This is a genomic window from Neobacillus niacini (genome assembly GCF_031456445.1).
GTDB classification, from domain to species: Bacteria; Bacillota; Bacilli; order Bacillales; family Cytobacillaceae; genus Neobacillus; species Neobacillus niacini_I.
The window spans coordinates 24,057-49,850 of record NZ_JAVDUQ010000007.1 but is presented as its reverse complement, the minus strand read 5'-3'; the positions used below and the strand labels follow the sequence as shown (position 1 = coordinate 49,850).

The window sequence follows — 25,794 nt, the reverse complement described above, 5'->3', positions numbered from 1 at the left end:
TTAGCGGGCCCAATCTGACGCGCAATTTTTTAAAAATCTTACAGCGGTAGCGCGTTTAAAAAAGGGGATCGTGATATTGATGGAAAATGCATGGATCATACCGCTTTTCCCGCTATTATCGTTTGTGCTCCTGCTTCTTTTTGGGAAGCGTCTGAAGGAAGCGAGTGCATATGTGGGAATTCTGCTCACATTGGCATCGCTTGTTTATTCGGTGTTAGTGCTCTTTGAACGCTTCACAGAGCCAACCTATGTAACGAAGACAGACTGGCTGACGATAGGAGATATTCATTTAACAGCGGGCTTTGAAGTGAACCAATTAAATGCATTAATGCTAGTGATTGTATCGCTCGTAAGTTGCTTAGTACATACCTATTCCAAAGGGTACATGCACGGCGACGAGCGGTTCCACGTATTCTATGCCTATTTAGGACTATTTACCTTTGCAATGCTTGGTCTGGTCATTTCACCAAACCTTTTGCAGACCTATATTTTCTGGGAGCTTGTCGGGGTCGGTTCCTTCCTCTTAATCGGTTTTTATTTTTACAAAGAAGAGGCAAGGGCTGCTGCAAAAAAAGCTTTCATCATGACCCGTATTGGGGACGTTGGGCTTTTTATCGGGATGATCCTCTTGTTCTGGGAAACCAAAAGCTTTGAATATAGTGAAATTTTTGCTGCCGTCGGGAACGGTGCCGTTTCACAATCCATGATCACCTTAACAGCCATCCTCATCTTTATCGGGGCTGTTGGTAAATCAGGTCAGTTCCCGCTTCATACGTGGCTGCCTGATGCGATGGAAGGTCCGACACCAGTTTCGGCCTTAATCCACGCCGCAACAATGGTTGCTGCAGGGGTTTACTTGGTTGCAGCACTATTTCCATTGTTCTTAGCTAGTAAAACAGCGCTGCTTGTCATTGCCGTCATCGGCGGGATTACAGCGATTTTTGCTGCAAGCATCGGACTTGTGCAAACAGATATTAAGCGGGTCTTAGCGTATTCAACGGTCAGCCAGCTTGGCTACATGATGCTTACCCTCGGTTCTGCAGGCTATGTGGCGGGCGTGTTCCACCTAATGACACATGCGTTCTTTAAGGCGCTCTTGTTCCTTGCAGCAGGTAGTGTCATCCATGCAGTGCATACGCAGAACATCGAAGAAATGGGCGGTCTTTGGAAAAAGCTGCGCTTAACAGGACCCTTATTCTTAATCGGAACACTTGCCATCAGTGGCGTTCCACTTTTATCAGGATTCTTCAGTAAAGATGAAATTTTAGCCTCTGCATGGGAAGGCGGACATCCAATCCTTTTCGTGTTGGCGTTAATTGCGGCATTCTTTACAGCCTTCTACATGTTCCGCCTGTTCTTCATGGTGTTTACCGGTGAAGCGCGCGGCGACCAAAAGCATGTTCACGAATCACCATCGAATATGACGATTCCAATGATCATTCTTGGCGTGTTAGCGATCATTGGCGGTTATGTGAACACACCATGGTTCGGTGAATTCCTTGGTGACTGGCTTGTGGATGGAAATGAAACATTGGCAGCACATGCCCATGTGGAAGCTCCAGTCTGGATTATGATTGTAGCAACCGTAGTCTCCTTGCTCGGTATTTACCTTGCATGGCTCATTTACGGCAAGCGCTCTGTTTCCCGCAACTGGTTAAGTGGAAAAGGCGACACGCTGTATACAATTTTGTTAAACAAATATTACATCGACGAATTTTATCAAATGACAGTGGTTGCTGTGACAACCGGAATCAGCTACTTCCTCAAATTCATTGACACCTTCATTGTCGAAGGAATTGTGAAGGGTGTGGTCGGGTTTGTACAGGGACTTGGAACATCCGGTTCAAAAATGCAAACCGGACAGGTTCAAACGTACGGTGCAGTAGCCTTCGTGGGTCTTGCTGTTCTGGCTGTCATCTTCGCGTTAACAGGGGGGTACTTAAAATGAATCTGACATCCGTTCTTTCGATCCTAGTATTCTCCCCGTTACTAGGGATTGTGCTTTTGGCATTCATGCCAAAGACTGCGGAAAAGGCAATCAAAGCGATTGGCTTCCTTGCTACATTGCCGGCATTGCTTCTGGCACTGGCTGTATATTTACATTATCAAGCAGGTAAAAACTTAGCAGACTTTTCCGTATCGGTTCCATGGATTAAATTCGGGAACTTAACCGGTGAGGCAAAGGACCTGTTACAAGTTCGATACGAGCTTGCCATCGGCGGTTTCCAGTTGTTATTAGTCGTTCTAACAGCGGTGATTGCAACGCTGGCAGCAATTGGTGCAGCTCAGTTTATTAAAAAAGAATGGAAAGGCTATTTCATGCTGTTCCTTCTTTTAGAAATTGGCATGCTCGGTGTGTTTACAGCAGAAAACTTAATTTTATTCTTTATCTTCTTCGAGGTAACCTTAATTCCAACCTTCTTCTTAATCGGAAAATGGGGTTATTTTGAAAAGGAAAAAGCCGCTTACAGCTTTTTAATCTACAATGGATTAGGTTCAGCGGTATTATTGATTGCGATTATGATCTTATTTTCAAAAACAGGGACAACGAATATTGAGCAATTACAGCATATTGTCAATATTAAAGGTGGTCCGCTTTCAGGCGATTTAAAGATGGGCTTGTTTATTGCCTTGCTGATTGCCTTTGGGGTAAAATTACCGATTTTCCCATTGCACAGCTGGATGCTCCGTGTGCACGTACAAGCACCGCCATCAGTGGTCATGATTCACTCTGGTATTCTACTAAAAATCGGTGCGTACGGCTTAATTCGTTTCGGAATGGGAATCTTCCCGGCGGAGTTTGATAAACTTGCCGTCCTGCTTGCCATCCTTGGGGTCATTAATCTCTTGTATGGTGCCTTCTTGGCGTTCATTCAATCCGATTTCAAAATGGTTTTGGCCTATTCATCGATTTCTCACATGGGAATCGTGTTAATCGGTCTTGCCGCGATGAATGAAGCGGGCATTCAAGGGGCAATTTTCCAAGTGGTTTCCCACGGGTTAATTTCAGCCCTATTGTTCTTCCTTGTCGGTGTGTTCTACGAGCGCACAGATACATCTTTAATCGAAAATCTTGGCGGAATGGCGAAGGGAATGCCGCGCGCTGCAGGCTTTTTGCTTGCCGGTGGTCTTGCCTCACTTGGACTTCCTGGCATGTCCGGTTTCGTCAGCGAATTCATGGCATTCCTTGGCCTGTTCAAAGAAATGCCGGTCATCGCAGCCGTGGGTACACTCGGGATTATCATGACTGCCGTTTATTTACTGCGTGCCGTTCTAGGGATTACCTATGGCCAAGCACAACGTGAATTTACCGGTGTGATTGATTTAAAAGGGGTAGAACTTGTACCGGTTGTGGTTTTGATGGTTTTAATCGTGTTAATTGGTGTAATCCCTAGTGTTCTAAGCTCACCACTTCATGCCACACTTGAAACTATATTGCTTGGGATAGGAGGGTGATGAAGGATGGATATCAAAGCATTGGAATCATTTAATTGGGGCGCGATGACACCGGAATTCATCATCGTTGGTGTTGCTGCCGTCCTAACCCTTCTGGATTTATTTATGCCGAAAAATCAGGATCGCAGAATTCTTGGCTGGATTGGCATTGCCGGGATTTTTGCCGCCTTGATTTCAGTGGTTGGAATGATTGATGAGGGAACGGTTTCAATTTTAAACGATACCTTCCGTCTTGACGGTTTTGGCAAGGCCTTTAAAATTCTTCTTCTAGTCGGTGCCGGACTGGTGATGTTCTTAGCGGTCAGCTATGAACCAAAAGACGGCATGAAAGAATATCACGGCGAGTTTTTCTATCTGTTTTTAACCGCTTTGCTCGGTGCGATGTTCATGACTTCAAGTGGAGACTTAATTACCTTATTTATCGGTCTTGAATTGTTATCGATTTCTTCTTATATTTTGGCGGGTATGAAGAAACGCCATGCCGGCTCCAATGAATCGGCAATGAAATACGTCATCAACGGCGGGATTTCTACTGCGATTACTTTGTTCGGGATGAGCTATGTGTATGGCTTAACCGGCACAACAAACCTGCTTTCGATTGCCGGACAGTTGCAAAGTCTTGCGGATGCCCAGCATGTCTACCTGCTTGGTCTAGCATTTTTGATGATTTTCGTTGGTTTATCCTTTAAGCTTGCGGCGGCTCCCTATCATATGTGGGCACCGGACGTTTATCAAGGAGCACCGACACCTGTTACCGCATTTTTGAGTGTTGTTTCTAAAATAGCCGGTTTCGTTATCGTGATCCGCATTTTGTTATCAGTATTCGGCGTAGCGGCTTCGGAAGGTCCTGGTTCTGCACCAATTTTATATAAAATGCAGGATTACATCAGCTTTATCGCGGCAGCAACGATGATCATTGGTAACGTCGTTGCCTTGAAACAAACGAATATTAAAAGAATGTTTGCTTACTCAAGTATCGCTCATGCCGGTTACATCCTTGTGGCATTTGCATCAATGAACTTCATCATGTTCGATGCCATCTGGTTCTACCTGCTTGCCTACTTGTTTATGAACCTTGGCGCGTTCGCCGTGATTCAATTGGTTTCGGAAAAAACAGGCACCGAACGGATTGCCGATTATGCCGGCCTTTACCGGCGCTCGCCGATTCTTGCGGTTGCGATGGGGATTTTATTGGTGTCTTTAGCAGGCTTCCCGGGCACTGCTGGATTTATCGGAAAGCTTAATATCTTTATTGGAACCTTTGCGGGTGAATCCCACTATGTATTAGCGTCGATCATGATTGCGACAACAGTCATATCGTACTTCTACTATTTCGGTGTCATGACGCAAATTTTCTTCCGTCCGGCTGCCGACGAAAGCAAATTCAATGTTCCGTTTGGAATTTTGGTTGTCTTAATTGTCGCTGTCGTGGCATCCGTGCTGTTCGGAGTCGCGCCAAACTTGGCTTTAGACTTCCTGCACAACCACTTCAATCAGTTTGCAGACTTTTTGCAGTAAAAGAGGCCCATGGGCCTCTTTTTTTATATAGATTTTTTAATTCGCGGATAAGCGGATACAAAATAGAAAGGCTAGTCCAGCTCGAACAAATTAGTTTTTCAATGAGGGATTATTAAATGGCAACAGTGAAATTCGCAGAATGTGTGCAGGCAAAAAGGAAATTGAAGAATGAATGGGTCAAGGAATTTAAATTTTTTAGTAACTGTCTCAACACGGTTGAAGGGCTGTAACGGTGTTTAGGCAGTTAATGCTTTTTTATAAAATGGATATAAAATGAAACTTTTCCGATTTTCATTCGTCAATATGGTAGACTATCATGAGGGAGGGTGAATACATGGTGGATTTCGGACAAATTGCTTTAATCAGTATCCTGTCGCATTTGGTATTTATTGCGTTGTCCTGGTGGGCGCTGCAAGCGATTCGCTTGGAAAAGGTGCTTAAGGCGAATCATGTTTTCCAGGCGCGACTGCTCTACATATTATTGGCAATTTTCCTTGGGTCGACAGTTAGTAATTTTTTCCTAGATTATCTGCAATGGTCGCAGCAGCTCCCGATGATATTCCAGTAAATAACGGCTTTAAGAATGGTCCAGCTGAGGGATCGGTCTCTCGAAGCGGGTGAATTGGTAAATATTTAGGTCTTCGTACATGTTCCAATTTGTCCGGTTTTTGAGTACAATTTTCTTTGTGTGATTACATACTTATCGTTGTAAAGCACGAATTTGTGAAAAACCGAACTTGACAGAATTTACGCAAGTTGTCTAAAAGTGACGAGAATTCCCAAGTATGCTCTTCCCATCATTGGAAACAATGGTAGTAAGGGGGAGAGTCGGTTGAAGAAATATATTTTTGGCATGATTGCCATTTTAAGTTTGATTACCGTTGTCATGGGGAATCGAAATACAGAAGCAGCGAATGAAAGCATGGATTTGATGAAAATTGGTTCGATTTTTCAAACAAAAGATATTATGCCGAGTGAATGGTCTTTATATGCACGGGAACATTTGGTTGACCTAAAAAGTGAACAAGACGTACAGGTTTATGCAAAGGAGCTTAAGCAGAAGTTTCCAGATTGGGATTGGTCCACAGCAAACACCAGCCAAAAATGGGAAGTTACAGCAGTATCTCCAGCCTCAAACCACCACCAAGAAACGCTTCAAATTATGTCGTCCCGCACAAACCAACCGATCGATGCGTATATAGTATATAGGGTCAGCGGCAAAAAGTGGAATAAGGAAACAGAGTCCTTTTTCACAACGAATCAATTCAAAATTAGGCTGAGCGATGTATTTCGAGAAAAACCGACAGTTTTCTCTTGTATGAAGGGTGTTGTCGGTGATAAGATGGATAAGGCTTTACCTGCAACAGTGAATGGATTGCTGTCTGCATTAAATGCGAAAAAAATCGAAGCGTTAAAAGAGGAGACGTTCATGTCTGTAACGGCATTTTCACCTGACTTTTCGGAGTCAATTGGCAATGCAAAAACAGATTTGAATCTACAAATTGGGGTACGCTCCGAAGGATTGGGCCGAAAGACTACGGTTGTAGTTGGCACACCAATCATAACGATTGAATATTAATATAGAGAAAATGGACGCGGAGGGGAATACTCTTGGAAAAGATTATCGTCCGCGGCGGACAAAGGCTTCATGGAACGGTGAAAGTAGAAGGTGCAAAGAATGCCGTTTTGCCTGTTATCGCTGCAACATTATTAGCAAGTGATGGAAAAAGTGTAATTCGTGATGTACCTACACTCTCCGATGTATACACAATTAATGAAGTATTACGTAATTTAAACGCTGAAGTAGTGTTTGAAAATAATACAGTTGTCGTTGATGCATCCAGAGTGTTAAAAGAGGAAGCGCCTTTCGAATATGTTCGGAAGATGCGTGCGTCTGTCCTTGTAATGGGATCATTATTAGCCCGCAATGGCCGGGCTCGGGTAGCTTTGCCTGGCGGCTGTGCCATCGGATCCCGCCCAATCGATCAGCATCTAAAAGGCTTTGAGGCCATGGGTGCAAAGGTCAAGGTTGGAAATGGCTTTATCGAGGCGGAGGTTGATGGCCGCTTAAGAGGTGCAAAGATTTACTTGGACTTCCCAAGTGTTGGTGCAACAGAAAACATTATGATGGCGGCAACGCTAGCGGTTGGTACGACCGTCATCGAAAACGTCGCAAAAGAACCAGAAATCGTCGATTTGGCAAATTTCTTGAACAAAATGGGCGCAAAGGTAAGAGGCGCCGGAACAGGCACACTTCGTATTGAGGGTGTCGATCGTTTATTTGGTGCAGATCATAACATTATTCCTGACCGAATCGAGGCAGGTACGTTCATGGTGGCTGCAGCGATTACGGGCGGAAATGTGCTTGTGAGAGGAGCAGTTCCGGAGCACTTGTCTTCTTTGATTGCAAAAATGGAAGAGATGGGTATTACGATTATGGAAGAATTTGACGGGGTTCGTGTCATTGGACCGGAGCGCTTGAAGGCTGTCGACATTAAAACGATGCCGCATCCAGGATTCCCAACGGATATGCAATCGCAAATGATGGCGTTATTGCTTCGCGCAGAAGGAACTTCCATGATTACGGAAACGGTATTTGAAAATCGCTTCATGCATGTGGAGGAATTCCGCAGAATGAATGCCGATATTAAGATTGAAGGACGTTCGGTTATTTTAAATGGTCTGTCTAATTTACAAGGTGCCGAGGTGTCTGCAACGGATCTTCGTGCAGCAGCAGCCCTAATCTTGACTGGCTTGGTTGCAGACGGTGTAACACGTGTGACCGAATTGAAGCATTTAGACCGTGGATACGTGGATTTCCATGAGAAGCTTGCTGTATTGGGCGCCGATATCGAACGTGTGAAAGAAGAAGAAGAGATTTATATCGAGAAATTGATTTCGGATATGAATGCTTGATTTTTAGGGGTGTTACTGTTGCGATTGTGGTAGGATTGTGAAATATTCACAATGTGACAGGCACCGTGTGAAGAATGCCTGGAAGTAAATAAAAACGGGTAAACCGGAGAAAGTGGCTGTCAGATGTCCGACAGATGCATTCTTCGGTTTTTGCTTTTTATTAAATAAAATTGAAGTCATAAATGCTTGTCCACCTCCATATGATGGAATGAGTAAGATCGGTACAGGGGGTTGTGCGCCCTACGCGGACAAAAACGCCGTTTTGTCCGTGAACGGTACCTGTCACGATAAATTTCAAACTGGAGGCACTTTCATGAAAAAATTCAAACCACTCATCGTACTAGCGTCTATTCTATTTGCTGTGACTTTGATTATCCCCGCGGTTTTGGTATTGCCGTTTGCCCAAGGCGAGGCGAATGGGAAACTGGGCGAGGATCTGACAAAGGCTAAGGCAAAGGAACCTTCAACCGTGTCTGCAGATTCGGCGGTGGAAGTATCGGTCTACCGCGCAGCGAAGGAAAAAATCGAAACGGTGCCGCTGGAGAATTATCTTGTCGGTGTTGTCGCGGCGGAAATGCCTGCTGATTTCCAGGAAGAAGCGCTTAAGGCTCAGGCTTTAACCGCAAGAACATACATTGTGGAAAGACTGATGAATAAAGACGACCGAATTGGCGTTCCAAAAGGTGCGGAGGTAACGGATACCCAGATTCATCAGGTGTATAAAAGCGACGATGAGCTGAAGCAAGAATGGGAGATGGATTACAGCTGGAAGAAGAAAAAAGTTCTTGAGGCAGTTAGGGCAACGAGCGGTATGATTATCACCTATAAAGGCAAGCCCATCGATGCTTCCTTTTTCTCCACTAGTAACGGCTATACGGAAAATTCCGAGGATTATTGGGAGAACGCCTACCCATATCTACGCAGCGTTCCAAGCCCGTGGGATAAGAATTCACCGAAGTTCTATAATCAGCAGGTGGTCCCTGTCGCGGAGTTTCAGGCAAAATTGGGCGTTACGCTAGGATCTGGTCCAACGATTGGAAAAATTATTGACCGGACGGCGGGGCATCGTGTAGGAAAAGTCGATTTTAATGGAAAAACGTTAACTGGAAAAGATATCCGCGATAAATTGGATTTAAAGTCATCTGATTTCACGTGGAGCCGAAAGGGTGACCATATTGTTATTGCCACCAAAGGGTTCGGCCATGGCGTCGGCATGAGCCAGTATGGAGCAAATGGAATGGCGGCGGAAGGGAAGAATTATAAGCAGATTGTGAAGCATTATTATAAGGGTATACAGATTACTTCGGCGCAGAATATGTTGGCGACGATTACGGCGTCGAAGTAGGGAGATTAGTTTTGAGCCAGGTATGGATGCCTGGCTTTTTGTGTGGGGTTGGAACATAAAATTGTGCTTCGGAACATATATCGTGGGAAATGGAACATAAACGAGGTAAATCGGAACATAAAGTAAGCGAAAAGGAACATAAGTTAGAAAGCCTATTGAAAAAGGTAATTAGAAAGGAAGGGGATCCATGAAAAATAGTCTTCTGGATCAAAAATGGTGGAGGAAATTGAGCTGAGCCAGGCGTCCGCCTGGCTTTTTGAATGGAAAAAAGTTGATTGGAACATATATTGGTAGAGTTGGAACATAAACGAGATAAATCGGAACATAAAATGAGCGAAAAGGAACATAAGTTAGAAAGCCCATTGAAAAAGGTAATTAGAAAGGAAGGAGATCCATGAAAAATAGTCTTCTGGATCAAAAATGGGGGAGGAAAATGACCTGAGCCAGGCGTCCGCCTGGCTTTTTGGATGAAAAATAGTCGTTTGGAACATATATCGTGGGGAATGGAACATAAACGAGGTAAATAGGAACATAAAGTAAGCGAAAAGGAACATAAGTTAGAAAGCCGATTGAAAAAGGTAATTAAAAAGGGCGGGGATCAACGAAAAATGGAGGAAGAATATGACCTGAGCCAGGCGTCTGCCTGGCTTTTTGGATGAAAAATAGTCGTTTGGAACATATATCGTGGGGAATGGAACATAAACGAGATAAATCGGAACATAAAATGAACGAAAAGGAACATAAGTTAGAAAGCCCATTGAAAAAGGTAATTAGAAAGGAAGGGGATCCATGAAAAATAGTCTTCTGGATCAAAAATGGGGGAGGAAATTGAGCTGAGCCAGGCGTCCGCCTGGCTTTTTGAATGGAAAAAAGTTGATTGGAACATATATTGGTAGAGTTGGAACATAAACGAGATAAATCGGAACATAAAATGAGCGAAAAGGAACATAAGTTAGAAAGCCCATTGAAAAAGGTAATTAGAAAGGAAGGAGATCCATGAAAAATAGTCTTCTGGATCAAAAATGGGGGAGGAAAATGACCTGAGCCAGGCATCTGCCTGGCTTTTTGGATAAAAAATAGTCGTTTGGAACATATATCGTGGGGAATGGAACATAAACGAGGTAAATAGGAACATAAAGTAAGCGAAAAGGAACATAAGTTAGAAAGCCGATTGAAAAAGGTAATTAAAAAGGGCGGGGATCAACGAAAAATGGAGGAAGAATATGACCTGATCCAGGCGTCCGCCTGGCTTTTTGGATGAAAAATAGTCGTTTGGAACATAAACCAAGCAAAATAGAACATAAATAAGAGCTACCTGAAAAACAAATTTTAAACCGTCACAAATTTGTCATCGAAAAAGGCGATTTTTGCAGGGAAACACGTAACAAAATAAGAAATAGTCTAAAAAACGAAAGGACGATGCAAATGGAACTAAAACCATGCACACTCCCACTCATCATCCCCAAACTTGAGGCCGCTATCAGAGACCTACCTTCAGATCACCCAACATTACCGGCAATTCTCCAAGAATTTAGTAATCAAATGAGAGGATATCAAGGCCAAAAATCACTAGTATTTTATCTGAAACAGCTCGACATGAAAAAATATGATATCATCCATGACCTCCGCCTCTTTGATGGAGAATACTATTTTCAAATGGATATTCTGATTTTATGTACCTCATTCTTTCTAGTCCTTGAAGTTAAAAATCGGGGTGGTGAAATCATTTTCGAAAAGAATTTTGATCAAACCACGCTTAAACAAAACAATAAAAGGACCAGAATAAAGAACCCGGTCCTACAGGCCAAGACACAAGCTAAAAAGCTGAGGAAATGGTTACAGGACCGCAATCATCCAGTGCCGCCGATTATGTACCTTTTCGTAAACAGTAAAGAGGAAACGGTCATCATCACGGACACCAATAATTACGAGATTAACCGGAATATCTGCAATAGTGAGGGTTTACTAGGAAAAATTGAGCTAATTGAAAACAGTTGTCAGGAAAGAATGGAGCCAAAGGATTTGAGGAAAATCACACGCCTTTTACTTGCGAATCACGTTCCGGATGATCCAGATATCCTTGAAAAATTTAAGATTTCTCCCAAGGACCTTCTTCCGGGAGTCCGCTGCCCCAACTGTCATACACGTCCCATGATTTATCAAAGAGGTTTTTGGTATTGCCGAGATTGCGGGAAAAAATTTAAGGATGCACATGTTCAACGCATTAACGATCATTTCCTTTTGATTAAACCGACGATCACAAACGTAGAACTAAGGGCCCTTCTAAATATTTCATCCCGTAGAGTAGCTTATACGATTCTAACTTCCATGGATATATCTTTTAGCGGGACGAATAAGGGGCGGGTCTATTACGCCCCCACAAGCCCCAGCATCCTCCGCAATCCTGCAAACTTACCCTTAAACAAAGCACCATGCACAAAATAGAAGCAAACACTAATTCCAACAAAATCCTTAAAAATGTCAAACAACGATGCGGAGCGGGCTGGATTGAAGGATTGATGAATTTCGTCGCTGATGCCGTAAAGCGCAGCAAACACCGCACAAGCTACATTCAGCCGAGCACCCAAACCCGCCCGCCACGACAAAAACGCCAGCACTAGTAAAACATACAAAATCGCAAACTCAACCAAATGCAGCGACTCTTTAATGGTGTTATCGAGGCCCTCCTCGGGGAGGCGGACAAAATGATCGGAAGAAAAACTCGACTGGATCCAAATCGCCGCCATATAGAGGGCGGGCAGCACCCGGAGCACCCATTTAAAAAACTTCATAAAAAAATTCCACCTTTCCATGCATAAAAACATAAACCTTGACAAAAACTAAAAAAATTTTCCACCTCGTGTATATAATTCTACTGATCTGTTCAGAATGATTGCTGAGGTGATGAAAAATGAGAGAGGAAGAAAACAAACGATCTTCTCAAAAAAGCTTTTTCAAAAAGCGTTGGGTATTACCAGCCATTTATATCGCAAGTGCAGCAATCATTCTGACAGGTGTTCTTTGGTACACGAACCTTACCAGTTCAACAAAAGATAACAAAGCCACAGACATCGCTCAGAAAAAATTCAACGAGCCATCTGTTGAAGTCAACAAATCAATGGAAAACTTCAAAATGCCAGTGGCAAATGCTGACTCTGCAGTCGTAGAAAAGAAATTCTATGATTTCAAAGCAAGCAAGGAAGAGCAAGTCGCAGCATTAGTACATTACAATAATCAATACGTTCCAAACACCGGTATCGACATCACGATGAAAAACGGGGAAACATTTGATGTAGTTGCTGCCTTAAGTGGAACGGTTACAAAAGTAAACGAAGATGCCACTTTAGGTAATGTCATTGAAATCGAGCATGAAAAAGGGGTAGTTACACAATACTCATCGGTTAAAGACATGAAGGTCAAGGTTGGCGAACAAGTAAAACAAGGTGATGTCCTTGCCAAAGCTGGACAAAGCTTATTCAACGAAAAAGCGGGTACACATGTACACTTTGAAATCCGCAAAGACGGTGTAGCGGTCAATCCTGATAACTATTTTAACAAAACGCTAAGCGCGTTGCAGGAAGATAACACAACACCAGCAGCAGACACAACAGAAAAAGTAACGGAAGATAAAGCAAAAGATCAAAAAGCGGATGACAGCACGATAACTCCAGATCAGCAAAAAATCGATGACAGCACACAAACTCCAGCTGATCAAGGCACATCATCTGAAGAAGATGGCACACCATCTGACAGCTCTTCCGACACAAATTCATAATAATGGAACAGAGGGGAAAGGGGAATGAACTTTCCTCTTTTTTGTGTTTTTTTTTTGAAAAAGGAACCCATTGCAGCGGATAGATATCTTCTTGTCCTTCACATTGTTTTCCTCCAACGGAAATATTCCATATCCTAAAAATTGGTCGATGCCTCCCTCTGGTGGTAAAATAATAGAAAAAAGGAGGGAGCATCTGTGAAAAAATTAATCGGGGTTCTGCTGCTTGTCGTTGTGACAATGCTTGCCGGCTGCAACAAGGAACCTGCACCGCAGGACCGATTTGCTTCATACATAAAATTATGGAACCAACAAAAATTTGACCAAATGTATGATTACCTTTCAACTAGCGCGAAAAAATCTATCTCTAAAGAGGAGTTTACGTCGCGCTATGAAAAAATCTATAAAGACCTGCAAATTACGGACCTCAAAGTGAATTTCAAAAAGCCGAAAGAGGATAAACAGGGGGACGGAGAGAAGGCAACCTATTCTTTTAACGCCAAGATGAATAGTATGGCTGGTCCCATTTCCTTCACTTACAAGGCAAAGTTAAAAAAAGAGGAAAAAGACGATAAGAAGAACTGGTACGTAGACTGGAATACAGGGTTCATTTTTCCAAAATTACAGAAGGGCGATAAAATCGGGTTGAGCACGACAAGCCCTGAGCGCGGCGAGATTCTTGACCGCAATGGCAACGGGCTGGCGGTGAATGGTGATGTGATTGAAGTCGGCGTCGTGCCTGGCAAGATGGGCGGTAAAAAGGGGCAGATTATAGCGCAGCTGGCGAAACTATTGGATATTTCAACGGATCAGATTGAGCAGGATCTTGGGGCAAGCTGGGTGAAGCCGGAGCTGTTTGTGCCGCTCAGAAGGATTCCGCTTGATGATCATAAGGTGATCAATCAACTGATGAGCATCCAGTCGGTGGTGACAAAGGATGTGCCGGCAAGGATTTATCCATATAAGGAGTCGGCGGCGCAGTTGGTGGGCTATGTCGGGGCGATTACCGCTGAGGAGCTAAAGGAGTTGGAGTCGAAGGGCTATACCGCGCAGGATCTCATCGGAAAACGCGGCCTTGAGCAAGTGTATGATAAGGAGCTCAAGGGTCAGACCGGCGTGAAGATTACGATTAAGAAGAAGGATGGCAGTGAAGAGGTGCTCGCCGAGAAGCCAGTTGAGAACGGCAAGACGATTAAACTGACGATTGATGCGGAGCTGCAGGCGAACCTTTATGATGAAATGCAGGGCGATGCCGGAACCTCGGGGGCGATGAACCCGATGACCGGGGAAACGCTGGCACTCGTAAGCAGTCCATCGTTTGACCCGAATCAAGCGTCGCTTGGATTCTCGGCTTCCGAATGGAAGGCGCTGCAGGGCAACAAAAAGATGCCGCTGACCACACGCTTTAAACAAACGTATGCACCAGGGTCAGTGATGAAGCCGATTACGGCGGCGATTGCGCTTGAGAACAAGGCGATTACACCAGGGCAGTCGGTGGCGATTAAAGGGCTGAAATGGCAGAAGAGCAAGTCATGGGGAGGCTATTATGTGACACGGGTTCATGAAGCAAGCCCGGTCAATCTTGAAAAAGCCTTCGTATACTCTGACAACATCTATTTCGCGCAGGCGGCACTGAAAACAGGCCGGACGGCGTTTGTGGATGGCCTGAAAAAGTTTGGTTTTGAAAAAGAGTTGGACTATCCGTTCCCATTAGAGAAGGCGACCATTGGGAGTCTTAGCAGTGAAATTTCACTAGCAGATTCAGGCTACGGGCAGGGGCAAATCCAAATGAATATCGTGAGCTTGATGGCGGCGTATACGCCACTTGTCAACAGTGGCAATATGATGAAGCCCATTTTGCTGGCAGGTGACAAGAAGAGTCAGGTGCTTCAGGAGCAGGCGATGACGCCGGATGCGGTAGCGACGATTGCACCGATGTTACGGAAAGTTGTGACAGATCCAGGCGGAACGGCGCGTGCGGCGAATATTCCGGGCTACCCGCTGGCGGGAAAAACCGGGACGGCTGAGATTAAGCAGAAGCAGGGCGAGCTCGGAACGCAAAATGGCTGGTTCATCGCGTATAATCCGAAGAAACCGAACCTGATGATTGCGATGATGATTGAGAACGTCGAGAAACGCGGCGGCTCGCAGGTGCCGGTGAAGAAAGTGACGAAGGTCTTTAAGATGTGGAAATAGGGTGGAAAGCCAGGCGGAGAACTCTGCCTGGCTTTTTGCATGTTTTAGGAGGATGTACCTAATTTCCCTAAACACTATAGCACAATGGTTCATCTGATTTTATAATGAATCCAAAAAGGTATGAGTTTTATGACACCGGAAACTTTAAGAGTAATACTGGACATTTTCGCCTATTTTTTGTGTTTACATATCACTTTTTGCTTTTTAGTAATGGTAGCGGGCAGGCGTGTTCTCCATACATATAATGCAGGGGTTTATGAAAACCCGCAAAACATGTTTCAGAGGGCTAGTACTTTTTGTACGATTGCTGTTATTGGAATTGGGCCGTATCTTAATAAAAGGTTTATGAAATACTCTTGGATTGTTCGAAAAACCCTGATGCTTAGTTCCATTATGATTCTATCCCTTGTCTATGTGATGGTTTATTACATTGTGAAGAATATTTTGGAAATGATTTTTCTATAAAAAACGAATCTGCTAAGGCTGCCTTAAAATATGGGGCGGCCTTTTTGTGTTTACTGCCCCTGATTTTGGAGAAAGGCGGGAAATAATATCTCCTTCCTACCAGGAGTAATTACCCGATTTCTCCCAATTGTATAGCATAACAAAAGGAAAAATTTTATAATGAATAAAAAAATAGGGTAGTTTTTACATAAAAGTAGGTGATTTAGTGGGAATTAATGTTCATTTAGCCCATTCCCAGGCCAATAAAATCAGTCATTATGCCTCAACTCTCCGCGATGTCCAGCAGCATTTAATGCAGACGAGAGGTAGTTTAAACAATGGCTGGCAGGCTCAAGAAATGCTGTATGTGAACCAGGCGATTGAGCAGATGAATAGGGAAATGATGGCGCTCGCTTCAAAATTGGAGGGGATTAGCTCGGATATCAGCTCCGCTGCAGACGGTATTAAACAGGAGGAAGAAGCGAAAGCGAAAGCAGATTCAGAGGCGAAAGCAAAGGCTGAGGCCAAAAAGGCACATGAGAAAAAATAATGGAGGTGTGAAACCGTGTTGAGAATTAAAATACAAACTGATTTTGTAAAAAGTACGGGGGCCGGTCTCGCACCGGATATTATAAAATTATCAGATTTAAGGACGGCCTATCATTTTAAAAGTTGGTTCAACTGATGGTGTACAGAATAAGAAAAAGTAAGGGTTAAAACATGACACAAGAAAAGTTGGAAATTGTTAAAGGTCTAATCATCTATTACATGGGAGTCCAAATGATTTTTAGTGTATTGGTACTAGTTTTGGGAAGGGCAATCACCAATCAATATGAATTAGGATATACGGAAAATCCCACCAATATCTTTCAAAAGATCATTAACTTTCTGATGGTTGCGATTTTCGGGTTGGGGCCTTATCTCAATAAAAGATTTATGAAATACTCCTGGATTAAAAGAAAGTTGTTCATGCTCGTTTCTATTTTTGTTTTGTTCTGGGTTTGTGTGATAATCTATTACATTTTAAAAGCGTTTCTAGATGCAATTTTTTTATAAAAGGACTGTGAAATGATGGATTCTATTATGACGTGTACGTCAGAGGAACTTGCATTATTGGTAACCATCAATGGATATCCGGGGGTGGCTAATTCCATTGTGAGGCTTCTTTTAGGGGAAAAAGCGAAAAAGAATGGCCGGCCATTATGGATTCCACTGTCCATCAATTAATGCTGAAACAGCTATGGATGAGGAAAAGGATGCAAAAGGCGAGAGCCCGGTGGCAATGGTGAATGAATAGGATCCAAAATAATAACATGCACACAGGATGGTTAGGAACCCTTGTGTGTATTTTTGTTGGTGGTTAATTCCCTCGCGCTAGGAATAAAGTGATAGTTTTCGATTTCTACTAGGGCGTTTGTCACCATCATTAGACAGAATTTGATACAAAAGTAGTGTACTCATTGTCTGGAATTTTCTGTATGATATAGGATATGAATGAGAAAATGTGCGATTTTGGAAGTGTTCGTGGGTCAAAAGAAAGGACTTGATGCTCGTTTCTATTTTTGTTTTGGGTTTAGTGATTTTCTATTATATTTAAAAAATATTTTTGAGAGGAATTCCCTATAATCCAAAGCAAAAACACACGAGATGGTTAATCACGTGTGTTTTTCCAAATTAATAGGAGGAATTGCTCGTGCTTAAAAACACATGGAAAAGCGTCTCCACCTGGAGCGCAGGCTCGACCTTTATTTATTTGATTGTGCAGTGCTGTTTGTAAATCCGCATTTTTTTAGTAACTTTTACAATATTGTTAAAGCGATTGGTGGGATGTTTGTCTGTAGCTTTTTTGCATGGACAATCGTTGCAATGATTTTGAATCTAATTAATGAATATCGAATCGGAGATAAACGGCAGAAAAGGCTTCTTCTTGTTCTTACCGTTATTGCCCTCATATATCTTATACCAAAATTAATTAAAGATTTTAGATAATGGCTATCAAAGGATTCCAAGATTACGAGCTTAACAGTATAAGGGGAGAATGCTTTTGATTTTAACGCTTTTTGATCGGGACAAGGCGTTTACGCTTGTGCTGCCCGAAAAAATTACCGGAAGATATATCCTGACAACTGAAGATAACGCTGGTAATCCGAAAGATCTGATGGCGGTCGAAGCGGAAGAGGGCAAATGGTATGTAAAATCCAATAAATATGCCCACCTGAAAGATTCCGATCTGAAAGCGCTGCTCGAGCCATTTATGACCTATACCATTGACCGGGGCGGCAATTCCTCTGCATTGCTCTATGTCGAGCCCTTCAGCGAGGACCGCAACGAATTTTCGAGACATATTGTAACCGCAGGTGTGGTCAAGATTGGTCGTGCCAAGGATAATCATATTTGTTTTACCAATAAACTGGTTTCCAGCACACACGCGTTAATTGAATACAGCGGCGATGGGCAGGCAAAGCTGCGCGACCTGAACAGTTCAAACGGTACGTATGTGAACGGGGAAAGAATCAGCGAAAAAGTTCTAGCTATTGGTGATGTCATCTCGATTATGGGGTTACGGATTATTTTTAATGGGCGCATGCTTTCATTAAATAATCCCCATCAGCTTGTTTTTTTAGACCGGGGTAGTTTTCAGCCGTTTGCTGTAGAAAAGCCGGTCATCGAAGAAGACGATGAGCTCGATGATTTTTTAGTAGAAGAAAAGAATGAAGATTTGTTCTACCGCTCACCAAGGTTTAAGCGAGAAATAGAGCGGAAAACGATCAAGATTGATCCGCCGCCGCAGCCGCGTGAACCGGATGAGACGCCGCTGATGTTAATGCTTGGCCCTTCGATTACGATGGGGATGGCGTCCCTTGCCACAGGTGTGTTCGCCGTGCTCAATGTGAGGCGGACAAATGGCGATATGATGTATGCGATGCCGACATTGGTGATGTCGATCAGCATGCTCATCGGGATGATTCTCTGGCCGATTTTAACAAAACAGTTTGAAAAGAAACGGCGGATCGCCCAAGAGAAAATCCGTCAGGGAAAATATTTGCAATACTTAGAAGATATGAAAAAAGCGATTCGGGAAGAATGCTCGCATCAATGCGAGATTCTCCACGAAAACCATGTCTCCCTGGCGAACTGCCTGCAGCGGATTGACCAGCGCGAACGCAATTTGTGGGAGCGGGCCATAGGCCAGAATGATTTTTTGCGTGTACGTGTCGGGCTTGGCGATATCCCGATGGTTGCGGAAATCAAGTACCCGGAAAAGAAATTTACCCTGCAGGACGATAATCTTCAGGAAGCCTTATACCAATTGGCAGATGCCCCGAAAATCCTCCCGCATGTGCCTGTCACTCTGTCTTTTATGGAAGACCGGGTGAGCGGAATCATTGGGCCTAGAGAAAATGTCATAGATTTTGTGAAGGGGATTATTTTTCAATTAACGGCCTTGCATAGCTATGATGAGCTGAAACTTGTATTCATTTACGACCAACAGGAGCCGTGGGAGTTTGTCAAATGGCTGCCACATGTTTGGGAGGATGAGAAAAAAATCCGCTTTATCGCAACGGATGCTAATGAAATGAAGGAGCTTTCTGCTTATTTTGAAAAGGAGATTGCGGTTCGGGAAGCAAATGAGTGGGAGCCGGCACCGCCGCATTATGTCGTGTTTTTAATGAACAAAGAGCTAGCGGGAAAAGCGGAAATGGTCAATTTGCTGTTAAAAGAGAAGAAGGACCTCGGCTTCAGCTTAATTACCCTTTATGACGAGCTTGAAAAACTGCCGAAGGAATGCTCGAATGTCGTTGAGCTTGATGGTGTGGTCGGAAAAATTTACGACAAGGATGACCTTTCCGGTAAATATCAGGCGTTTGAGCCCGATATTTATTTCTGTGAGGATGCCGAGGAAGTAGCCGTCAAATTGGCGAATATCCAGCTGGCCTCTTCCGTTGAAGCTTACACCTTGCCGGAAATGATGACCTTTTTAGAAATGTTTGGAGTCGGAAAAATTGAACATTTGAACGCGCTCGCGCGGTGGAGTGAGAATGATCCAACTCTCACGATGGGGACGCCGATTGGGGTCAACGCTCGCGGTGAGCACTTCACAATCGACCTTCACGAAAAATACCACGGACCGCACGGCTTGATTGCCGGAATGACTGGTTCGGGAAAAAGTGAATTCATTATGACGCTGATTTTATCACTCGCAGTGAATTACCATCCCGATGAAGTGGCGTTTATTTTAATCGATTACAAGGGCGGCGGCATGGCGAATGCCTTTTTGAACTTGCCGCATCTCGCCGGGACGATTACCAACTTAGACGGTGCGGCGGTAAAGCGCTCGCTCATTTCGATTCAAAGTGAATTGAAGCGGCGCCAGGCCATTTTTAGCGAAACGAGCCGTCGCCTGAATGAAAGCAATATCGATATTTATAAATATCAAAAGTTGTACCGCGAGGGCGTCGTGACCGAGCCGCTCCAGCATTTAATGATGATTTCCGATGAGTTTGCCGAGTTAAAAACGCAGCAGCCGGAATTTATGGACCAGCTCGTCAGCGCGGCGCGGATTGGCCGGAGCTTGGGCGTGCACTTGATTTTGGCGACGCAAAAGCCTTCCGGGGTCGTCGATGATCAGATTTGGAGCAACAGTAAGTTCCGCATCAGCCTGAAGGTGCAGGAGAAGGCCGACAGTATGGAGGTCATCAAGCGTCCCGATGCCGCGGAATTATCGCAAACCGGTCGTTTCTTCCTCCAGGTCGGCTATAACGAGCTGTTTGAGCTGGGGCAGTCGGCATGGGCCGGTGCGCCGTATTATCCTGCTGATCGGGTTGAAAAGCAGGTGGATGACGGGATTGAGGTCATCGACCATTTGGGCCGCGTTGTGAAGAAGGCACGGCTTGAGCGGGAGCGCCGAGTGAAGAATCCGATGAAGCAAATAGATGAAGTGGTAAACTATCTTGCAGGGCTGGCAGAGCAGGAAAAGATACAGGTGAAGCCGCTGTGGCTTGAGCCGATTCCAGCCGATATTTTTGTGGATGAGCTAAAAGCAAAGTACGGCGTTGCATCAAGTTCCGAGTTGAATCCGGTGATTGGCGAATACGATGACCCGGCGAATCAAAGGCGGGGTGTGCTGCGGCTGCCATTTGAAGGAAATACGGTTGTCTACGGAGTTGCCGGCAGCGGGAAAACGACGCTTTTGACCACGCTCGTCTATTCGTTGATGGAGGAGCATACGCCAGACGAGGTCAATCTCTATCTCCTCGATTTTGGCTCCGAGACCTTGAGCTGGTATCGTGAAGCGCCGCATGTCGGTGATGTCATGCTTTCACATGAAGCGGAGAAAATCGGGAATCTCTTTAAAATGCTATCGGACGAAATTGCCGTCCGGAAGAAGCGATTTGCTGAGTACGGGGGCGATTTTAAAGCTTTTAATAAAATGTCGCCAGTATTGGTTCCGTCAATCGTGGTAGCCATCCATAATTATTCGGCGTTTGCCGAAACGTATGAGCACTATGAGGAAACGATTTCCTATTTGACGCGCGAGGGTCTAAAATATGGAGTTTATTTTGTGGTGACCGCTTTAAATACAGGTGCGCTAAGGTACCGCCTGCTGCAGAACTTTAAACAGTTGTATGTGCTGCAGCTAAATGATGCTTCTGAATACTCGGGGGTATTGGGCCATGTCGATGGAGTCTATCCTTCGAAGTTTAAGGGACGGGGGATTTTTAAAAGTGATGCGGTTTACGAATTCCAGGTGGCGCAAATTAGTCGTGATTCGGCTGATTTGTATCGCTTTGTAACCGATTATTGCCGAAGCTATCAGTGGCAAGGCGCTAGGGCGAAGCGGGTACCGCTTTTACCGGAGAAGGTGGATGTGCATTATTTGGCTGAAGTTGATGGTGTTTCCGGTGTGCCGATTGGTGTGGAAAAAGGATCTTTAGCGGTTGTCGGGTATGATTTCGATGCTTCGTTTGTGAATTTGGTTTCGGCGATGAATGTCGACGATTGCTCCGGGTTCATGCAGGGGCTGGCAGAGGTTGTGTCGTCTAGGGCCGACGGCGAGGTGATCGTACTGGATGCTGGGGCTGGCTTTGCGGTCGCGGCCCCTGATCGTGGGTACCAATATGTCAGCGAGCCTGAAGAGATGATTGTTCATTTATTTAATACATTAGTGTATCGCAACAACACCATGAAGGATGCTCTTGCGGAAGGCCAAGAGCCCCCAGTGTTTGAGAAGATGACCTGTTTGGTGAATTCATTAAGCGGATTAATGGCGCAGCTATCTGAGGATGGCAAGGATAAGTTGAAGGTATTTTTAGAAAAAGGAAACGGGCTTAACGTGACGATGATCATCGCCGATGCGGCCGACAAAATCAGCCCGATTATGTATGAAGCATGGTTCCAAAAACAGGTATCGTTGAATCAGGCAATTTGGGTCGGCAACGGCATTGCCGAACAATATGTCTTTAAAATTAGCAAAATCACGAACGACCTGTATGGGGAGCTGCCGGAGGACTTTGGCTATGTGATTCAGAAAGGCAAAGTGAAGCTTTTGAAGCTTGTGACGGCTGCTGCGGTTCGGGAAGAGAGGGCGGTGCAATATGCATAAGATTTTAGTTGAAGTCTATAACCCCGCCGCCTCACGCTCCTTTGATGTGTTTATTCCGGTGAAAAGTAAGCTGTATGAGGTGTTGATGTTGTTGTCGAGTGCCGTTTCGGAGCTTTCGCAAGGCTATTACAAGGCATCGGAACAAACGATTCTATGTGATCGGAAAACGGGGAGTGTGCTTGATCTGGGCAGGACGATCGAGGAGCTTGGGTTGAAAAATGGTGAGAAGTTGATGCTGCTGTGAATGAAGGTATAGCGAGATTGGGGTCTTATTGTCGTATGGCAGGTTTCTATTGTCGGTAAGGGGTGTTTCATTGTCGTTGGGAGGTTGTCTATTGTCGCAAAAGCCTTTCCCATTGTCGTAAGGAGCATCCATTGTCGTAAAACAGTCTTCAATTGTCGGAAGAAGGTAGCTAATTGTCGTAAAAGAGCCTCTCCAATTGGCGAAAGACAGTCTAACTAGCGTAAAAGCCTAGCTAACTGGCGGAAAGCGGTCCCCAATTAGCGGAAAGCACGGTCCAACTGGCGAAAAACGAGTCCCAATTGGCGAAAGACAATCTAACTAGCGTAAAAGCCAAGCTAACTGGCGAAAAGTGGTCACCAACTGGCGGAAAGCACGGTCCAACTAGCGAAAAACGAGCCCCAATTGGCGAAAGACAGTCTAACTAGCGTAAAAGCCTAGCTAACTGGCTGAAAGCGGTCCCCAACTAGCGGAAAGCACGGTCCAACTAGCGAAAAACGAGCCCCAATTGGCGTAACTCCTCTTCAAACTGACCAGCACTTTAAAGGAGGTGAGAAGCATGGCAAGATCAATTATGGTGGACCCGGCAAAGCTGGAGGATGCAGCAAATAAGATTGACCAGCAATCAGCTGAATATGAAAGACTGTATAAATCACTTTTTCAAGAAGTAGACGGGATGCAGGCTGCTTGGCAAGGGCAGGATAACGTTGCATACACTACGCAAATCAAAGGATTTACAGATGATTTCCAAAAAATGACTCAGCTCATGAGACAATACTCCGATTTCCTAAAAGTTAGTGCAAAAACATACAGAAACACCCAGTCAGATATCGTTTCTGCAGCGAAACGTCTGCAAAATTAATCAATAGATTACTAGGAAAGAGAGGTGGAACTAATGACAATTGAAGGAATTAAAATTGGTCTTAATGAGGTCACCAGTACCGCCAGCCAAATCCGCACGTTAAACCACAACTTAACAGCGAGACTGGACGAAATCAAAAAAGAAATGAACGCCTTAGCCAATGCGTGGAATAGTGACGCGTCCAACACCATCAGAAACAACTTTAACGCACTAGTACCAAAATTCGATAACTTCCGCGACATCGTCGAAAGCTACTCAAAATTCTTAGACCAAACTGTAAACTCATATGACAGCACAGAAGCCGCCATCAACAACAACGCCAGCGCATTCAAATAGTTTGGATTTGTGGAACACTCTGTGAAACAAGAAAATTCGGGTGGTGCTTGGCACTGTCGAATTTTGTCAGGCACCACTAAGATTGGGAGGGAAGAATAGATGATTAGGAATCTGGACCTCAGCTTGGAGGATTACGGGTTTTCAAAGTTTTTTTATTATCCGGTTCCGAACGGGATGGAGCTGGATATGGAGATGGTGGCTGATCGGGCGGAGACGGATCTGTTGACGAATAATAAGCTGCGGATCTCGGGGTTGCTGCCGTTCGGCGTGGTGAAGAGGGATGGGGCGGCTGCGCTTCGCTATGATATGATTTCACCTGTTAATTTGGAGCAGCTATTCGCTAGTACGTTATCGAAGGAGCAACTGGTGGCCACACTTTTAAAGATGATGGAAGGTCTGGAGGACCTTGAGAAAAACGGCTTAGATCTCGAGAAAATCCTGCTCAACAAGAAATATATCTTCCTTGATGACTTTTCAAATAGATTAGTATTTTTGTATGTTCCGGTTAAAGTTAATGTTTTTGAAAAGGTATCAATGAACGAGTTTCTTAAAACGTTAATCGCCGATGCTCCGTACGATGAAGCAGATGATTTGTTATTTTTCATCAAGCTCCACAATTATCTTGTAAAAAACACCGACCTTCCTTTACTGCATTTTAAAGAAGCATTGAAGGAGTTGGCTGCAGGTATTGCAGGTCCATTGACGGAAACGAACAAGGGTGTTCCACAGGCTCATTTTTATAGTCCAAGCCAGGGGAACATGATTAGCGAAGCAGCTGCTGCAGTTGAAGAAGGGACAACGGTTTTAGGTTCAGTGAGTGTTGAGGAGGAAGAGGGCACCACGGCATTAGGGGTTGGGCCGCACACTTTAGCGCAGCCGTTTCTTCTAGAGGCAGCAACGGGGGAAAAAATCTCCCTGACGAAGGCTGTTTTTAAGCTGGGCAGGGATCCAGAACAAGTAGATTTTGTTGCGAAAAATAAAGTGGTCGGCCGCGTTCATGCGGAGATCCTTACGGTGAATGGAGAATATTTTTTTGTCGACAAACAGTCTCGAAACGGCAGCTACTTAAACGGAGTAAGGCTTGTTCAGAATAGTAAAACCAAGCTGAAGCATGAGGATAAAATTAAACTAGCAAACGAGGAGTTTGTTTTTAGACTGTTTTAATAGAGTCTTTTGATTCGCGGATAGCTCTTTCATTGCCGTGGGAGAGGGGTTTTTCTGAAAAGGGTAAAAGCAAAGCTGATATAAGGTGTAATTTTGCACCCCGGCACCACCATCAAAGTTTCAAAAAAGAATGAGGTTTGAAAATGTCTATTTTAACGGCATACCATACGGATGTAGGTATAAAAAAGAAAACCAATCAGGATGGGTTATTACTAAAAACAGCTCGGACTCCAAAAGGACAGGTTGGTCTTTTCGTTGTCTGTGACGGCATGGGGGGGCTGTCCCACGGAGAGCTCGCCAGCGCAACGGTCATTAGGGGGATGTCGGACTGGTTTGACTCTGAGATGCCGAGAATCGCGAAATCCGAGCACATTGAGGAAGATATCCAGACGGAGTTAGAAACCTGTATTAAGCAATTAAATGAGAAAATCCTGAGCTATGGGGAATCAGAAAAGGTAACATTAGGGACAACCGTTACGGCTCTGCTCATTGTTCATCATAAATACTACATCGTCCACATTGGCGACAGCAGAGTCTATCAAATTTCGAGCACCCTGACGCAAGTAACGACGGATCAAACGGTAGTGGCAAGAGAAGTGGCCCGTGGCAACCTGACAGAAGAGCAGGCCAAATCGGATCCGCGTCGAAATGTGTTGCTGCAATGCGTCGGGGCAACAAAGGATATTAAGATTGCCTTCTCTACGGGAGATCTTAAGGAAAAGACGGTATTTATGTTGTGTTCGGACGGATTTTACCATCAGATTTCAGAGGAAGAGCTGGTTGAGAACTTTCATCCGTCCAAGCTGACGGATGAAAAACAGATGAAGGAAAAAGTAATCGGGTTAGTAGAGTTAGTGAAAGCACGAAAAGAAGTCGATAACATTTCGGTTGTGGTGGCAGAAGTGGTATAAGCGGGAGAGAGCGCCAATTGTCGGAAAGC

General features: G+C 44.4%; 22 protein-coding genes. 21 read left to right on the top strand and 1 reads right to left on the bottom strand.

Features of this window, described 5'->3' with window-relative positions; translation table 11 throughout:
• The first annotated feature begins 76 nt into the window (after nt 1-76).
• The 8 genes from nuoL to J2Y67_RS08715 all read left to right on the top strand — a co-directional run bounded on the left by nuoL (nt 77) and on the right by J2Y67_RS08715 (nt 11,680).
• Nucleotides 77-1,948, top strand: coding sequence for an NADH-quinone oxidoreductase subunit L (gene nuoL, locus J2Y67_RS08750; protein WP_310172939.1), 1,872 nt, complete (start codon nt 77-79; stop codon nt 1,946-1,948).
• The gene (locus J2Y67_RS08745; RefSeq protein WP_310172937.1) at nt 1,945-3,456 is read left to right on the top strand and encodes an NADH-quinone oxidoreductase subunit M; all 1,512 of its coding nucleotides are present in this window, start codon (nt 1,945-1,947) and stop codon (nt 3,454-3,456) included. Before nuoL ends, J2Y67_RS08745 begins: the two co-directional genes overlap by 4 nt.
• 6 nt (nt 3,457-3,462) lie before the next feature.
• Complete coding sequence (gene nuoN / locus J2Y67_RS08740; protein ID WP_310172935.1) at nt 3,463-4,974, top strand: NADH-quinone oxidoreductase subunit NuoN; 1,512 nt, start codon at nt 3,463-3,465, stop codon at nt 4,972-4,974.
• Between the two features lie 334 nt (nt 4,975-5,308).
• On the top strand, nt 5,309-5,542 hold the full coding sequence (locus tag J2Y67_RS08735; RefSeq protein WP_310172933.1) for a DUF1146 family protein: 234 nt from the start codon (nt 5,309-5,311) through the stop codon (nt 5,540-5,542).
• Between the two features lie 264 nt (nt 5,543-5,806).
• On the top strand, nt 5,807-6,553 hold the full coding sequence (locus J2Y67_RS08730) for a YwmB family TATA-box binding protein (RefSeq protein ID WP_310172930.1): 747 nt from the start codon (nt 5,807-5,809) through the stop codon (nt 6,551-6,553).
• Nucleotides 6,554-6,585: 32 nt separating this feature from the next.
• On the top strand, nt 6,586-7,890 hold the full coding sequence (gene murA, locus J2Y67_RS08725; protein ID WP_310172928.1) for a UDP-N-acetylglucosamine 1-carboxyvinyltransferase: 1,305 nt from the start codon (nt 6,586-6,588) through the stop codon (nt 7,888-7,890).
• Between the two features lie 313 nt (nt 7,891-8,203).
• Nucleotides 8,204-9,235: a stage II sporulation protein D gene (gene spoIID, locus J2Y67_RS08720; RefSeq protein ID WP_310173153.1), complete on the top strand. Its 1,032-nt coding sequence runs from the start codon at nt 8,204-8,206 to the stop codon at nt 9,233-9,235.
• Between the two features lie 1,425 nt (nt 9,236-10,660).
• The gene (locus tag J2Y67_RS08715; protein ID WP_310172925.1) at nt 10,661-11,680 is read left to right on the top strand and encodes a nuclease-related domain-containing protein; all 1,020 of its coding nucleotides are present in this window, start codon (nt 10,661-10,663) and stop codon (nt 11,678-11,680) included.
• Here the strand turns inward: J2Y67_RS08715 and J2Y67_RS08710 are convergent.
• Nucleotides 11,605-12,027, bottom strand: coding sequence for a VanZ family protein (locus J2Y67_RS08710; RefSeq protein WP_310172920.1), 423 nt, complete (start codon nt 12,025-12,027; stop codon nt 11,605-11,607). The genes J2Y67_RS08715 and J2Y67_RS08710 overlap by 76 nt on opposite strands.
• A gap of 119 nt (nt 12,028-12,146) precedes the next feature.
• On the opposite strand from J2Y67_RS08710, the gene J2Y67_RS08705 reads away from it, so the two are divergent.
• From J2Y67_RS08705 to J2Y67_RS08645, 13 genes are all read left to right on the top strand, one after another.
• Entirely contained in the window at nt 12,147-13,010 is an 864-nt protein-coding gene (locus J2Y67_RS08705; RefSeq protein ID WP_310172918.1) for a M23 family metallopeptidase, read from the top strand.
• Between the two features lie 195 nt (nt 13,011-13,205).
• Entirely contained in the window at nt 13,206-15,203 is a 1,998-nt protein-coding gene (locus J2Y67_RS08700) for a penicillin-binding transpeptidase domain-containing protein (protein ID WP_310172915.1), read from the top strand.
• Nucleotides 15,204-15,413: 210 nt separating this feature from the next.
• Entirely contained in the window at nt 15,414-15,668 is a 255-nt protein-coding gene (locus J2Y67_RS08695; RefSeq protein ID WP_310172912.1) for a hypothetical protein, read from the top strand.
• Nucleotides 15,669-15,873: 205 nt separating this feature from the next.
• A complete protein-coding gene (locus tag J2Y67_RS08690; protein WP_310172910.1) occupies nt 15,874-16,197 on the top strand; it encodes a WXG100 family type VII secretion target in 324 nt (107 codons plus the stop codon).
• Between the two features lie 170 nt (nt 16,198-16,367).
• Entirely contained in the window at nt 16,368-16,703 is a 336-nt protein-coding gene (locus tag J2Y67_RS08685) for a hypothetical protein (RefSeq protein WP_310172908.1), read from the top strand.
• Nucleotides 16,704-16,718: 15 nt separating this feature from the next.
• Nucleotides 16,719-16,874 carry a hypothetical protein gene (locus tag J2Y67_RS08680; RefSeq protein WP_310172906.1) on the top strand — a complete coding sequence of 52 codons (156 nt, stop codon included), beginning with the start codon at nt 16,719-16,721 and terminating at the stop codon, nt 16,872-16,874.
• A gap of 480 nt (nt 16,875-17,354) precedes the next feature.
• Nucleotides 17,355-17,636 carry a hypothetical protein gene (locus J2Y67_RS08675; protein WP_310172904.1) on the top strand — a complete coding sequence of 94 codons (282 nt, stop codon included), beginning with the start codon at nt 17,355-17,357 and terminating at the stop codon, nt 17,634-17,636.
• 55 nt (nt 17,637-17,691) lie between these two features.
• Nucleotides 17,692-22,251 (top strand): type VII secretion protein EssC, encoded by a 4,560-nt coding sequence (gene essC, locus J2Y67_RS08670; protein ID WP_310172902.1) that lies wholly within the window; start codon nt 17,692-17,694, stop codon nt 22,249-22,251.
• Entirely contained in the window at nt 22,244-22,495 is a 252-nt protein-coding gene (locus tag J2Y67_RS08665) for a ubiquitin family protein (RefSeq protein ID WP_310172901.1), read from the top strand. The genes essC and J2Y67_RS08665 overlap by 8 nt, the downstream gene beginning before the upstream one ends.
• A gap of 556 nt (nt 22,496-23,051) precedes the next feature.
• Nucleotides 23,052-23,354 (top strand): WXG100 family type VII secretion target, encoded by a 303-nt coding sequence (locus J2Y67_RS08660; protein WP_310172900.1) that lies wholly within the window; start codon nt 23,052-23,054, stop codon nt 23,352-23,354.
• A 33-nt stretch (nt 23,355-23,387) separates the two neighbouring features.
• Nucleotides 23,388-23,690, top strand: a complete 303-nt coding sequence (locus J2Y67_RS08655) for a pore-forming ESAT-6 family protein (protein WP_310172897.1) — start codon at nt 23,388-23,390, stop codon at nt 23,688-23,690.
• 99 nt (nt 23,691-23,789) lie between these two features.
• Nucleotides 23,790-24,854: a DUF6382 domain-containing protein gene (locus tag J2Y67_RS08650; protein ID WP_310172896.1), complete on the top strand. Its 1,065-nt coding sequence runs from the start codon at nt 23,790-23,792 to the stop codon at nt 24,852-24,854.
• Nucleotides 24,855-24,997: 143 nt separating this feature from the next.
• Nucleotides 24,998-25,765 carry a PP2C family protein-serine/threonine phosphatase gene (locus tag J2Y67_RS08645; protein ID WP_310172894.1) on the top strand — a complete coding sequence of 256 codons (768 nt, stop codon included), beginning with the start codon at nt 24,998-25,000 and terminating at the stop codon, nt 25,763-25,765.
• The last annotated feature ends 29 nt before the right edge of the window (nt 25,766-25,794 follow it).